Annotated in this window: 10 protein-coding genes and 2 pseudogenes; 10 read left to right on the top strand and 2 right to left on the bottom strand. The window is 41.3% G+C overall.

The genetic code is table 11. The features are described from left to right. Positions 1–996: pseudogene (locus tag Q4591_RS13175) on the bottom strand (IS256 family transposase); the annotation flags it as partial. Between the two features lie 560 nt (positions 997–1,556). Here Q4591_RS13175 and Q4591_RS13170 point away from each other — a divergent pair. After that, a complete protein-coding gene (locus Q4591_RS13170; protein ID WP_303461415.1) occupies positions 1,557–3,476 on the top strand; it encodes a cytochrome c3 family protein in 1,920 nt (639 codons plus the stop codon). A 184-nt stretch (positions 3,477–3,660) separates the two neighbouring features. Here Q4591_RS13170 and Q4591_RS13165 read toward each other — a convergent pair. Further along, a pseudogene (locus tag Q4591_RS13165) lies at positions 3,661–3,783 on the bottom strand (IS3 family transposase); the annotation flags it as partial. A 278-nt stretch (positions 3,784–4,061) separates the two neighbouring features. Here Q4591_RS13165 and glmM point away from each other — a divergent pair. The 9 genes from glmM to cysC all read left to right on the top strand — a co-directional run bounded on the left by glmM (position 4,062) and on the right by cysC (position 14,644). Continuing rightward, positions 4,062–5,417, top strand: a complete 1,356-nt coding sequence (gene glmM / locus Q4591_RS13160) for a phosphoglucosamine mutase (RefSeq protein ID WP_303461413.1) — start codon at positions 4,062–4,064, stop codon at positions 5,415–5,417. Positions 5,418–5,611: 194 nt separating this feature from the next. Then, the gene (rfbB, locus tag Q4591_RS13155) at positions 5,612–6,688 is read left to right on the top strand and encodes a dTDP-glucose 4,6-dehydratase (RefSeq protein WP_303461411.1); all 1,077 of its coding nucleotides are present in this window, start codon (positions 5,612–5,614) and stop codon (positions 6,686–6,688) included. Further along, positions 6,681–7,595: a glucose-1-phosphate thymidylyltransferase RfbA gene (gene rfbA, locus Q4591_RS13150; protein ID WP_303461409.1), complete on the top strand. Its 915-nt coding sequence runs from the start codon at positions 6,681–6,683 to the stop codon at positions 7,593–7,595. Before rfbB ends, rfbA begins: the two co-directional genes overlap by 8 nt. Further along, complete coding sequence (rfbC, locus tag Q4591_RS13145; protein ID WP_303461423.1) at positions 7,595–8,176, top strand: dTDP-4-dehydrorhamnose 3,5-epimerase; 582 nt, start codon at positions 7,595–7,597, stop codon at positions 8,174–8,176. The genes rfbA and rfbC overlap by 1 nt, the downstream gene beginning before the upstream one ends. Then, positions 8,173–9,276: a dTDP-4-dehydrorhamnose reductase gene (locus Q4591_RS13140; protein WP_303461407.1), complete on the top strand. Its 1,104-nt coding sequence runs from the start codon at positions 8,173–8,175 to the stop codon at positions 9,274–9,276. Before rfbC ends, Q4591_RS13140 begins: the two co-directional genes overlap by 4 nt. 393 nt (positions 9,277–9,669) lie before the next feature. Then, positions 9,670–10,575, top strand: coding sequence for a sulfate adenylyltransferase subunit CysD (gene cysD, locus Q4591_RS13135; protein WP_076537299.1), 906 nt, complete (start codon positions 9,670–9,672; stop codon positions 10,573–10,575). A 121-nt stretch (positions 10,576–10,696) separates the two neighbouring features. Beyond that, a complete protein-coding gene (gene cysN / locus Q4591_RS13130) occupies positions 10,697–12,103 on the top strand; it encodes a sulfate adenylyltransferase subunit CysN (protein ID WP_102475723.1) in 1,407 nt (468 codons plus the stop codon). A gap of 101 nt (positions 12,104–12,204) precedes the next feature. After that, the gene (locus Q4591_RS13125) at positions 12,205–13,932 is read left to right on the top strand and encodes an SLC13 family permease (protein WP_102437577.1); all 1,728 of its coding nucleotides are present in this window, start codon (positions 12,205–12,207) and stop codon (positions 13,930–13,932) included. 73 nt (positions 13,933–14,005) lie between these two features. Then, positions 14,006–14,644: an adenylyl-sulfate kinase gene (cysC, locus tag Q4591_RS13120; RefSeq protein WP_303461405.1), complete on the top strand. Its 639-nt coding sequence runs from the start codon at positions 14,006–14,008 to the stop codon at positions 14,642–14,644. Positions 14,645–14,756: the final 112 nt, after the last annotated feature.

The raw sequence follows: 14,756 nt of genomic DNA, 5'->3' as shown, positions 1-14,756 counted from the left end.
TAAATGGCCTTACGAATATCCTGAGGATAATTGAAAAACGTATTTAAGTTGTGCCAATGATTATGCCATGACTTGCTGATTTGGGGGTATTGCTCATCCCAGGTATCGCTGAAACGGTCTAATTCAAGTAAAGCTTCCTCCTCCGTTGTTGATTGGTAGATGCTTTTAAGGTCCGCAGTGACTGCCTTGTAGTCTTTCCACGATACGTACTTTAATGAATTTCTGACCATATGTACGATACAGAGCTGTACATGAGTATCTGGATAAACGGTATTGATAGCATCAGGGAAGCCTTTTAAGCCATCAACACAAGCGATGAGAATATCCTCAACGCCTCGTTGCTGTAGTTCAGTGAGGACACCTAACCAAAATTTAGCCCCTTCATTTTCAGCTATCCAAAGCCCCATTAGCTCTTTGTGACCTTCAAGGTTAATGCCTAACGCTAAGAAAATAGATTTGTATAACGCGCTTATCCTGACGGATTTTTACGAGGATACAATCAAGGTAAACGATTGAGTAAATGGCATCTAAAGGTCGACTTTGCCATTCAATAACTTGCTCTAGAACGGCGTTGGTAACGCGAGAAACTAACGTGGGTGATATCTCTGCGCCGTACCATTCATCAAAGGCTTGAACGATATCACGAGTACTCATGCCTTGAGCGTAGAGCCACAATATTTTATCGTCCATAGAGGTAAATCTGGACTGGTGTTTTTTAACTAACTGAGGTTCGAAACTGCCTTCACGGTCTCGCGGCGTATCAAGCTCAAATTGACCATCTTCAGTTTGAATGCGCTTGCTGGTTTTACCGTTACGGCTATTAGCAGAAGTCGATTTATGGTGTTTCTCATAGCCCAGGTGGTCATCCATTTCGGCATTAAGAGCGGCTTCGACCGTTATCTTTTTGAGCATCAGACTGAATTGATTTAAGTCTTCTGGTGTTTTAATGCTTTTAGCAGCTTCTTTAGCAAAAGCTTCAATATCTTTTTTGTTCATGAGTGTCTGCCTATCCTTGACTCTCTATAGAGTACGTGTTGATAAGCAGTTACACAAAATTAGTTACAGTCTCTAACAGCATTTTTTAAAACACCTAATAGGCCTAACTATCTATTTAGTGGTGGTTTTGTTTTTTATCGAATGTCATCAACGAATAAATTAATATCCCTAAACAAACAATAAGCGACATCCCAACTGCAACAAAAGGCATCCAGTAGTTTACTGCTCCTGTGAACATTAGGTGGCTCCTAATATGAGTAATTCCATATCTTGATTATAGAATTAGCTCATATACCATTCAAAATCATCAATACTTCTCTTGATTTTTTAGCTCAAACAGCAAAACAAAAGTTGCTGATTTGCTTTGTTGTTATGTTGATTGAAAGTTGTGTGAAAGGACTTGAGCACAATTGTAAGAATATTAGCGCTTTCTAAGCTACTACCAGCGTTTCGCTTAACTCATAAGTGCCTTCTGTTTAGAATGTACATTACTTTAGAGTTGAATAAGATTTTAACACTTTAACTCACTTTTATTACTCCCCGCCCAACTAAGAAATGACATGAAAAAAATACTACTTATTACTATCTGTATGTTACTTACAGCGTGTGGGTCTGATTCTGAGACTCAGAAACCGCTACCGCCTAATGAGGGCACTCCGATCTCACCACCTTGTACAGTAGATTGTGGTGATGAAGGGGATAAGAACCCTGGTGAGGGGGAAAGCCCTATCGTACCTGTAATGCCAGCTTTTACTATTGAGCATTCCGATGATTCATACATTGCTGAAAGCACAGTGTTATTAAGTGTTCAATGGGAACGCGATTATCCTGCTGATGTCGAATATCAGTGGACACAGGTATCGGGTCCTGCAATTAGTATCACTGGCAATGACAAAACAGAAGCTAGTTTTTATGTGCCAACTTCTGGAGGCGCTGAAAATATAGGGATCCAACTTAAAATAACGAGTGAATATGAGAACAAAATTACCTCGGTAAATATTCCTGTTTATGCGCCATTAGGTTTAGTTGACATTGGAACCGTTAGATTACTTGATAATGACAAGAAACTAACGATTAATGGTGGGCATGATGGTGATTTGCTTTTTGAAAGCTCGCAGGATGAAATATTAAGTACTGACTCAGAAGGACTGTTAACTCCTCATGCTGTGGGTGAGTCACAAGTCACTGTGACACAGTTAGCTACAGATGTGTACCCAGAGCTATCTTCAACAATAACTATCACCGTAAACAAAGCAATTCGTGAACCAGTAGACTTACCTTTAATTAGCTTTTACTTTGGTGACTCTGAGCAATATCTTTCATTACCAGTAGATGATATTTCTGACATTGAATTTGAAAAGCCTTATGTTGTTGCCCTAGCTGATTTAGCCGCTCATGATATGACTCAAGCAGGGTCTAGCTTATTACTTGATATTCAAGGTGAAGGTGAAACCACCGTGGTTTATCACCAATCTGAAACTGACATCTATGAAGCGACAACATATGAGCAAGCAATAGAGGTACAGCATGCGGTATTTTCAAGTCAGCGCTATGAATACCCCATTGTGCCTTTAAGTGCAGAGTCAGTTCAAACGACCTATAAAAAAGGTGACAAGCTTAATTATAAATACAGTGCACGAATAATGAGTACTCGAGAGGAAGGAGAGCAATGCTCTACCTACTGGACCGATGAACAAGATGAAATAGGTTATTGGATATTTAAAGAATACTGTGTTGATCCTGGCGAGCAAATTGAATTACCTAGCGGGGTATTTAGTGCTCAAATTAAAGATGAAGACATAGATAATCAAAAAATAATTTGGGATACAGTACCGACTTACTTGCCGTTTACGAGCAAAGTGCTTGCTGCGAATTGGAATCGTTGTGAGTGGAGTTTTGCAGAGCAAAACTATATTGGTTATGCCGATAATGTAAATAACTATGAAGGGAATCAGACTTGTTCTTTTTTATATCATCAACAACCGCTTGAGTGGAAAAGCTGGCGGGAAGATGAAGAAGGGCGTTATAGCTTATCCACCTATGCATTTAAACCATCAACTTACCAAGGCATGATGGAAGTATGGGATAACCAATTATCTGAAATGGTGTACCTAGAAGTCAATTATGCGCAGCTTACTGTTGAGCGAAGTAACCGTAACCCTGATGATACTGAGCGAACATTAGAATTAGAAGTATGTGATGTTTGGTTCAATCCAGAAGTCGGCCCAGTAAGAGTGACTTGTGATGACCGTGCAAAAGATCCTACAGTCTACCCACGAAGAAGTCATCCCTTACTAGAGTTAAGGCTTGAGATTGAATCTATTCGAGAGCAGAGAGAGCATGACTATCTGACTTGTATAGAGTGCCACAACGATTCTTCTGTTGTAATGCATATGGAGTCAATGGGTTACCCAGAGCCGAGTATGTCTTGTTATGCTTGTCATGATGATGGAAAACCGATTGCCGTGCCACATGACTGAAGTTATCATGTTTTGCAATAAGTGGACGATGCAGTTGGCTTCACACTTAATCGCAAGTATAAAGAATAAAATATTTTAATTCGGTAGCAATATTCATGGCATTTAATTATGGTAATCAAATATTAATTTATCATAAGTAAATGCCATGAGTACGAACCTAACACACCTAAACTACCTGTACTGGTCAACCCAAACTGGACACTTTTAGTTGAGAATTTTCAAACGCTACTGGTGACAGATCACCATTAGCGGAATGTAGCCGTTCTAAGTTGTAATATTTCATATAAGTAGCCACGTCTTTTTCGAGACTGTTACACCCTCCCAGATTTCTTCATCCACTACAGATAGCAGCACTACATAATCACCATTTTATATTTTTGAATTCTTTAAATACCAGTAAGGCTGCACCAAATCACTTTGCTGCTTTGCTTTAACCCACAAAATCCAATAAAGATTGCTGTGGCTTAAAAATGTCACAATTAGATGAGTAAATGCGCGGGCTTTTCGTATATAATTTGCGTCCACTTAAAAAAGTGACCTTACTTTTGTTTTATACCAACATGGACTGTTGGTTTTGGAGTTGTTATGTCTCGTAAGTATTTTGGCACCGATGGTGTACGAGGAAAGGTGGGTGAGTTTCCGATTAACCCGTCTTTTGCGATGAAATTAGGTTGGGCTGCTGGGACTGTTTTAGCGTCAGCAGGTACCAAAGAAGTAATTATCGGTAAAGATACCCGTATTAGTGGTTACATGTTAGAAACCGCGATGCAAGCCGGCTTTTCTGCCGCAGGGATTAACTGTGCCTTGGTTGGCCCGATGCCAACGCCTGCTATTGCCTATTTAACATCGACCTTTAGAGCTGATGCAGGTGTGGTGATCAGTGCATCACACAATCCGTATTACGATAACGGCATCAAGCTGTTCTCAAACTCGGGTACCAAGCTTAACGATGCTCAAGAATTAGAAATTGAACACTTACTTGATCAAGCCATTAATCATGGCGCAATGTCGTGTGTTGATTCGGCAAAGCTCGGTAAAGTGCGCCGTATTGGTGATGCTGCAGGGCGTTACATTGAGTTTTGTAAAGGCACTCTTGATACCAATAAGTCCCTTGCGGGTTTGAAAATCGTGGTTGATTCAGCCAACGGCGCGGCGTATCACATCGCTAAAGAAGTGTATGCAGAGTTAGGTGCTGAAGTGATCAGTATTAATGATAAGCCTGATGGGTTAAACATTAATGAGCGCTGCGGCGCAACTCACCTTGATAGCCTTCAAACTGCAGTAATGGTACATGAAGCTGATTTAGGGATTGCCTTAGATGGCGATGCTGACAGGGTGTTGTTTGTTGATCACAACGGTCATGTGGTTGATGGCGATGAAATCATCTTTATTTTAGCGCAAGCGTTTCAACAAGCTGGTGAGTTAAATGGCGGTGTTGTCGGTACCTTGATGTCAAACCTAGGTTTAGAGCTGGCACTTAAAGAAATGGATATTCCCTTTATTCGCGCTAAAGTGGGCGATCGCTACGTGGTTGAGCAGCTGAAAAAAACCGGTTGGATGTTGGGCGGTGAAGGCTCAGGCCATATCTTAAGCCTTAAACATACCACCACGGGTGATGGTATTGTGGCATCGCTGCAAGTGCTTGATGCTGTAATTGAGTCAGGTAAAAGCTTAGCTGAAGTTAAGTCAGGTATGACAAAACTGCCGCAAGTGCTGATCAATGTGCGCTTAAGTGCCAACAACGCCGATGAAATTATTGCCTCTGATGCCGTGCAGCAAGCAGTAACAGCTGCTGAGCAAGTGATGGGTGATAATGGCCGTGTGTTATTGCGTAAATCGGGTACTGAGCCATTAATCCGTGTAATGGTTGAATCAACCGATGCGGATATGACCCAAACCCAGGCGCAATCAATTGCGGATGTGGTTAAAGCGGCAAGTTAATAATTTGTCTTATCAATCAGGGTAGATTTATCTATGCTATTAAATGCCAGAGTATTGATACTCTGGCATTTTTGTTATGCGCTAGGCATCAATTTCTATTGATAATTGGCGTATAATACCTTTAAAGCACTTTGATATAAGTACTTTGATACAAGCGCTTTAAAGGTCATTTTAATGTTGAAGGTTTACTGAGTATGATTTTAATCACAGGTGGTGCAGGTTTTATCGGTAGCACCTTAATACGTTACTTGTTAGCTCATACTCAAGAATCTATCGTGAATCTTGATGCCTTAAGTTACTCAGGTAACCTTGATTCATTAAAAGATGTCGCGAACTCAGAACGATATCACTTCGTTCATGCAGATATTTGTGATGCCAATAGTCTAAAACAGGTTTTTGCCAAGTTTAAACCGACAGCGGTAATGCACCTTGCTGCAGAAAGTCATGTGGATCGCTCCATTGATAATGCCAGTGCTTTTATGCAAACCAATATCATCGGGACATTCACATTGCTTGAAGTGTGCCGTGAGTATTGGAACACGCTAGCAACTGATGCTAAAACTGCGTTTCGATTTCATCATATTTCAACCGATGAGGTTTTTGGTGACTTAGATAGTGATGAACTGCCATTTTCTGAGCAGACGTCATATAAACCAAGCTCGCCTTATTCTGCCTCAAAAGCTTCTTCCGATCATTTGGTCAATGCTTGGCAGCGTACTTATGGTTTGCCAGTGCTGGTTAGTCATTGCTCAAACAATTATGGTCCTTACCAATTTCCTGAAAAATTGATCCCCCACACCATTTTAAATGCCTTAGCGGGTAAGCCGTTAACCGTTTACGGTAATGGCCTGCAAGTAAGGGACTGGTTACATGTAGAGGATCATGTTCGCGGCCTTTATCAAGTGCTGACACATGGCGAAGTAGGCCAAAGCTATAATATTGGTGGTCTTAATCAAGTGACCAATATTGATGTGGTTAACAGCATATGTGCGCTATTAGAGCAATTGGCACCAGAGGCTAAGCAAGGCTGCCAATCTTATGCTGAGTTAATTACCTATGTTGACGATAGGCCTGGTCATGATAGTCGCTACGCCATTGATGCATCGAAAATTCAAACACAGTTAGGCTGGCAACCCGTGCATGATTTTAATTTGGGGTTAGCTGCAACGGTTAAATGGTACATCGATAATCCTAGCTGGTGGCAACAGATCTTAACTGGTGACTACCGCCTTAACCGACTTGGGCTCGCTAATGGAAATATCAATGAGTAGTTTAAGCGCTGTGCAGCCCATCACTTCTGCACAGTATAAAGGCATTATATTAGCGGGTGGCACGGGCAGTCGCTTATTTCCGCTAACCCTTGGCACCTCTAAACAGTTATTACCTGTCTATGATAAGCCGATGATTTATTATCCCTTATCGGTACTCATGCTGGCGGGTATTAATGACATTTTACTGATCTCAACCTCTGAAGATCTGCCCAGCTTTAAACGCTTATTAGGCAACGGTGAACGCTTTGGTATTAAGCTCAGTTATGCAGAGCAAGCAGCGCCAGAGGGTTTAGCGCAGGCGTTTATCATTGGTGAGCAGTTTATTGGTGATAGTAACGTGGCATTAGTGTTAGGCGATAATATTTTCTATGGGCAAAACTTTACTGAAAAGCTAAAACAAGCTACAGCCAAAGCGTCTGGTGCAACCGTATTTGGCTATCATGTTAGCGATCCCGCGCGATTTGGGGTCATTGATTTTGACGATAAAGGTATTGCCCTAAGTATTGAAGAAAAACCGACCGTCCCTAAAACCAACTTTGCCGTTACGGGGCTTTATTTTTACGACAATGAGGTCGTATCCATTGCTAAAAGTATTACACCCTCACTAAGAGGTGAACTTGAAATTACCGATGTGAACATGGCTTATCTGGCTAAAAAAGCCTTAACTGTGGATATATTAGGACGTGGTTTTGCTTGGCTTGATACCGGAACCCATGACGCACTGCTTGAAGCGAGTCATTTTGTGCAGACCATTGAGAAACGCCAAGGATTAAAGGTGGCCTGTCTTGAAGAAATCGGCTTCATTAATGGTTGGCTATCTGTTGATGAGTTAGAGCAACAAGCACAATTTCATCAAAAAACGGCATATGGCACTTACCTAAGCCAACTCGTAGAGGAACATCGTTGATGAAGGTTATTGATACGACAATTTCTGATGTCAAAATCATTGAGCCTCAAGTGTTTGAAGATGAACGTGGCTTTTTTATGGAAACCTTTCAACAAGCTCGTTTTCAACAATTGCTAAAAGCCAATCAATCCTTTGTGCAGGATAACTATTCACGCTCACATTATGGTGTGCTTAGAGGGCTTCATTTTCAAACCCAGAAGCCGCAAGCTAAATTAGTCAGAGTCGTTAGAGGAAAGGTGTTTGATGTGGTTGTTGATATCCGTCCACAGTCCCCCTCTTATGGCGCTTGGGTTGGGATTGAGTTATCTGAGACCAACCGACGACAATTATGGGTGCCAGAAGGCTTTGCCCATGGCTTTGTGGCCTTAGAAGCGTGTTGTGATGTTGAATACAAATGTAGCGATTATTATGACCCTAAAAATGAAGCCTGCCTTAGCTGGGATGATGCTGATTTAGCCATAAACTGGCCTGTTAGGGAGGTCATTCAATCTGCTAAAGATCAACAAGGGTTATCTTTTCAGGCATTAAAAGCAATCCACAATGATCAGCAGTTAACCCCAAAAGCGGATGTCACAAAGTGAAGCTGTTATTGACAGGCGCTAATGGTCAATTAGGCTTGAGTATCAGACGCTGCGTTGCTGATCATAACGCCTTTTTAGCCACGAATAATGACAATAATCATAGACATATTAGCAGCTTTCTTAACACAGACTTGTCATCTCAATACATGCCAAATGAGCTACAACTTCTCACGGCAGATAAATCAGATTTAGAGATCAGTGACGCTAATGCGGTCATGGAAATGATTGATAGGCTTAAACCCGATTTAATCATCAATTGCGCCGCCTACACCCAAGTGGACCAGGCTGAAACACATCAGCAGCTTGCTGATGATGTGAATGCCACAGGGGCGAAGAATCTTGCCTTAGCGGCGCTAAAAGCATCTATTCCACTTATTCATATCTCAACCGATTATGTGTTTGATGGCAAAAGTGGCAGGCTGCCATCTCAAGCTGCAAGTTCAGCGCTGCCTGTAGATGAGCCCAAGCTTGCTGGTGGCCTTGAAGCAACCTTTGCAACCGCCTCTAACACTGCTATTGAAACTGCAATTGAAAACAGTCCAAGCCCATATTCTGAAACTGCTGTGCCAAATCCGCTGAATATTTATGGCGAGTCTAAGTGGCGCGGCGAGCAATTGATTACTGATATTCTGCCGCAGCACATTATCATTCGAACGTCTTGGCTGATAAGCGAATTTGGGCATAACTTTGCTAAAACGGTGCTGAGATTAGCCAAAACTAAACCGACTCTGGCGATGGTGGCCGATCAAATAGGTTGTCCTACTTATGCGGGGGATTTAGCCAAAGCGATATTAAACATCGCTGCGCAAATTCAGCAGGGTAAAACAGTTTGGGGCACTTTTCATTACTGCGGCGATACAGCTACCAGCTGGTATGGTTTAGCAAAAGCCATTGTCGATGAAGCAAGTGTACAAGCTAAGTTACTAACAGTTCCTACACTCAAGGGGATTGATACTCAGGACTATCCTTTGCCTGCTAAGCGGCCACCCTACAGTGTGCTTGATTGCCAGCAGATAAAAATGGCTTGGGGTATCGATGCTTGTGATTGGCAAGTATCCATTAAAACTTTGATTAGAAATCTCGATATAGATGTTTTATAACTTTTTTTAAGAGTATTTATAACGGTTTACAGATTTTGGTCAAGCTCAGCTTAAGTAATCTGCTACACAAATGCTAACTCATTAATCGGCCTAATCCTCCCAGTGTCTTTGGTTAACATCTAACCTTTCGCAGTTAGCTTTTCAGTTGTAACTCTCTACCACTTAGATGATTGGAGGAGTTAGTTATTACTTTTTAGATCATTATTCCAAACAAACCTTTTCATCCTTTTTATTCCTTTTTGTTATAGCTAACCCTTCATTAATAACTTTTACTATCAGTTGATACTGGTAATATGATTGCATGCAACTTTGGATTAACAATCATGGCTATGAGACGGATCATCATTTGTCTGTTTAAAGCGTATGAATTATTAAAGGTTTATTGGAATAGATATGTCGACACAATTGACTCATTTAAAGCAACTTGAAGCAGAATCCATTCAAATTATGCGTGAAGTCGCCGCAGAATTTGATAACCCTGTCATGCTCTACTCGGTAGGTAAAGACTCCTCGGTTTTATTGCACCTTGCGCGTAAAGCTTTCTATCCCGGCAAAATTCCATTTCCTTTGATGCATGTTGATACCAACTGGAAGTTTAAAGAGATGATTGCTTTTCGTGATCAAATGGCCGAAAAGTACGGCTTTGACTTAATCGTTCATAAAAACCCACGCGGTTTAGAAATGGGCTGTAGCCCGTTTGTCCATGGCAGCGCTAAACACACCGATATCATGAAAACTGAGGGCTTAAAGCAAGCATTAGATATGCATGGTTTTGATGCTGCTTTTGGTGGTGCACGTCGTGATGAAGAAAAATCCCGTGCCAAAGAGCGTGTGTATTCTTTTCGCGATAACAAGCACAGATGGGACCCTAAAAACCAACGTCCTGAGTTATGGAATATTTATAACGGTAAAGTGGATAAAGGCGAAAGCATTCGCGTTTTCCCATTATCAAATTGGACTGAATTAGATATCTGGCAATATATTTATCTTGAAGGTATTGAAATCCCATCGCTTTATTTAGCAGCAGAAAGACCAGTTTTAGAGCGTGATGGCACCTTAATCATGGTTGATGATGACCGAATGGAGCTTGAAGAAGGCGAAGTCATTGAGCATAAGATGGTGCGTTTTAGAACATTAGGTTGCTATCCACTCACTGGCGCAGTTGAATCGGTTGCACAAACCTTACCTGAGATTATTCAAGAGATGCTGCTTTGTACAACATCTGAGCGTCAAGGGCGAGTGATTGATAATGATTCATCCGGTTCAATGGAAAAGAAAAAAATGGAAGGGTATTTCTAAGCTTTTTAAAACCTCATTTTTATGAAGTGTTTGGCACTTCTGATTATTTGAACCATTACATTACCAATGTGTTGCTGCAGTTGAATATACGCTCAGAGCAGCGCGTTAGCTTAAGGAATTTATGATGTCTAATACCGCTTTAATCGCTTCAGATATTGAAGCTTATTTAAACGTCCATGAAAATAAAGATATGCTGCGCATTTTAACCTGTGGCAGTGTTGATGATGGTAAATCGACCCTTATTGGTCGTTTGTTGTATGACAGTAAAATGATTTTTGAAGATCAAATGGCGGCCATTGAAAAAGACTCAAAACGCTTTAATACCACAGATGAGTCGTTCGATTTAGCCTTATTGGTTGATGGCCTGCAGTCTGAGCGTGAGCAAGGTATTACCATTGATGTGGCTTATCGCTATTTTGCCACCGAGCAACGTAAATTTATTATTGCTGATACTCCAGGTCATGAGCAATATACCCGCAATATGGCAACGGGCGCTTCGACTGCTGATTTAGCGATTATTTTGATTGATGCAAGGCATGGGGTGCAAGTACAAACTCGCCGTCACAGCTTTATTTGCTCTCAGTTGGGTATTAAGCACGTCATCATTGCCATCAATAAAATGGACGCGGTGGATTACGACCAAAGCGTTTATCAAAATATTAAGAAAGACTATCGTGAGTTTGCTGAAAACCTGCAGTTTAACGATATTCGCTTTGTGCCGATTTCAGCATTAAAGGGCGACAATGTCGTCAACGAGAGTGCCAACATGACTTGGTACCCGGGTTCAACCATGATGAAACTGTTAAATACCGTGACGGTTGCCAAAGATAAAACCCACCCATTTCGTATGCAAGTGCAATACGTTAATCGTCCAAATCTGGATTTTCGCGGTTTTTGTGGCACGGTTGCATCGGGCGATATCCGCGTTGGTGATACCGTCAAAACCTTGCCTTCAGGTAAAGAAAGTAAAGTTAAATCTATAGTGACCTTTGATGGCGAGCTTGAAAAAGCCACTATCGGCATGGCAATCACTATCACCTTAGAAGATGAAATTGATATTAGCCGTGGTGACATGCTAGTTCGCCCTCATGAACTGCCATTATCAAGCAGCAATTTTGAGGCCGATGTGGTGTGGATGACTGAAGAGCCATTACATGTCGATCGTGAATATGCCATTAAAATGGGCAGTAAATCAGTTTATGGTTATGTCGAGAATGTGAATCACAAAGTTGATGTGAACACCCTAGAGACATTTGATGCACATCAACTTGAACTTAATGAAATGGGTAACTGTAACTTTGCAGTCAATGAAGCTGTGCAGTTTGATGCTTATGATATCAATCGAACCACTGGTGCGTTTATCATTATCGATCGCCTAACCAATGTCACCGTGGGCGCGGGGATGATAAGAAATTCATTAGAAGGCAAAGCAGCAACCACTGAAGCCAAACCTTCAGCATTTGAAATCGAATTTAATGCATTGGTTAGAAAACATTACCCTCATTGGGGCGCAAAAGTCATAGGCTAAGCTAGTACAGATGAGCACCTAGGCTTTATCAAAAAGCTGCAATGCGATTGATTAGCTTGCAGCTTTTTTTGACTTTGTATCCTTGAGGTTGGTTTCTATTTATGTCTACAGATGCATACTTAACAATAAGTATTTTCATACTAACGATTTGTGGTTTATTAAAATTTCAAAGTCGACCTGCTGCCGTGTGCGGTGTGACCTTATTATCCTTAGTTGCACTTGGGTTGGTGTCTAAAGCGCAATTATTATCGAGTATTGCTAACCCTGGGTTAATCACACTCATTCTATTAATCATTTGCTCTTTCGGGTTAGAGAAAACCCGATTGCTGAGAGTTATTGCCTCAAAAGTGATTGTTGTTGGCTATAAAGCCACTTTTTTACGGCTGTTTGGTGTCACCACGATTTGTTCTGCGCTACTTAACAATACCGCGGTGGTGGCGACGCTTTTGTCGCCAATACGTAATAACCCGCATCATTTTGCCAGTAAATTATTATTGCCTTTATCCTACGCGGCAATTCTCGGTGGCACGCTGACTTTAATTGGCACCTCAACCAATTTGATTGTAAATAGCCTGTATATTGATGTTGAAGGGCGTTCATTAGCCTTTTTCTCTTTTACCGCTATCGGCTTAATACTGGTGATTTGTTGCGGGGCCGTGTTAGCTGTGTGTGTCAGGTTTTTGCCAGAAAATGAACAGACTCTTGATGGTAATAAAGGTTATTTTATTGATGCAAAAATCATCGAAAATTCAGAGCTGATTGGCCGCTCTGTCGAGGCCAATGGTTTACGGCATTTAGAGTCATTATTTTTAGTTGAGGTCGTTAGAAAGGGAAGGTTAATCACCCCGGTCGCGCCAACAGAAGTGTTACAACAAGATGATCGACTTATTTTTAGTGGTGATATTGCAAAACTAGGACAATTAGGCCAGTTTTCAGGGCTTGAAACATTTGCCCATAAAAATGATTTAAAAGGCTCAAATCTCACTGAAGTGGTGGTAAAGCAAGAAAGTATTTTAGTGAGAAAAACACTAAAGAAAGTCGGCTTTAGAGCACTATTTGATGCCGCCGTGGTGGCGATTCGCCGAGATGGCGAAAATGTCTCTGGCAAACTTGGTGAAGTCGAGTTACAAGCGGGTGACTTTTTAGTGTTATCTGTTGGTGAGGATTTTAAATCTCGTCGTAATTTAAGCAAAAACTTTATTGTGCTTAGCGGCGTCGAAACTGAGATACGCCTTAACGGCTGGAGGGCATGGTTAGCTGTCGGTGGCTTTTTAACTTCAATAGCCCTTGCCGCATTTGGGGTCATTGATTTACTTGAAAGCTTAGTGATTTTATTAGGGCTACTGGTGTTTAGTCAGTCACTTAACGTCAATGAAGTGATGCGCCGATTACCGGTCAATATTTGGCTCATCGTCGCCTCTGCCATTTTACTTTCCCATGCATTGGTTAATGCTGGCGTTGTCGAATTAATTGGTGATGTGGTTAATCAGAGTGTCGATAAAGAGCATGCTTATATTGCCTTGATTATGGTTTATATTCTCACATGGTTGATGACTGAATTAGTGACCAACAATGCTGCTGCAGCGCTAATGTTTCCCATTGCTTATAGTTTGGCGCTCGGTTTTGGGGTGGATGTTTTACCTTTTGTGATGACTGTGGCATTTGCTGCCAGTGGCAGTTTTATTAGCCCTTACGGTTATCAAACCAATTTAATGGTGTTTAATGCAGGGCAATATAAGCTAAAAGACTTTGTCAAAGTCGGTTTGCCCGTCAGTATTGTTTACGGCTTAATCGTGAACATCAGCGTGCCAATATTTTTCCCGTTTTAATGGGCAGCTTTAAACAATAAAAACATAATATTTGTCAGTATTAACAGAACTAAAAAGTGAACAAGGAATAATCATGTCAAATACACCCTACCAAGACGTTAATGTGCTTGGTGACAAGTCAACAGATGTTGTTTGGCACTTGGCAAGTGTGTCTCGGGCACAGCGCATTAAGCTAAATGGTCATAAGCCTGCCGTTTTATGGTTCACAGGGTTAAGTGGCTCTGGTAAATCTACAATTGCCAACGCAGTTGATAAAATGCTTCATGATCTAAACTGTAAAACCTATGTGCTCGATGGTGATAACGTTCGCCATGGCCTAAATGGTGACTTAAGCTTTACTGATACTGATAGAGTTGAAAATATTCGACGAGTTGGTGAAGTATCCAAGCTATTTGTCGATGCGGGGCTGATTGTGTCTACTGCTTTTATTTCGCCTTTTTTAGCTGATCGCGACATGGTGCGAAGCCTGTTGGCAGCAGATGAATTCATCGAAATCTTTATTGATACCCCGTTAGCGATTTGCGAACAACGCGACCCTAAAGGGTTATATAAAAAAGCCAGAGCGGGCGAGATTAAACACTTCACCGGCATTGACTCAGCTTATGATGCGCCGACGAATGCTGAAATTCATGTGAAGACTGCAGAGCTAGATATTGAGCAGTGCGCTTTACAAGTGATTAGCTATTTAACAGATAACGGTTACTTATCGTAAGGCTTGGTTTTAAGCATGGTAGAAAGCACTTCTCAGCCAAAGATTTTTACACAAGGTTTGGCTTCAAAGAATCCACATTTGATCCTATGGTGCTTATGGCTAGAGTAAAAAA

The sequence above is a fragment of the Shewanella sp. 3_MG-2023 genome (genome assembly GCF_030548765.1).
In the GTDB taxonomy this organism is placed as follows: domain Bacteria; phylum Pseudomonadota; class Gammaproteobacteria; order Enterobacterales; family Shewanellaceae; genus Shewanella.
The sequence above is the reverse complement of the archived record's forward strand: the minus strand, read 5'-3'. Positions and strand labels throughout refer to the sequence as shown.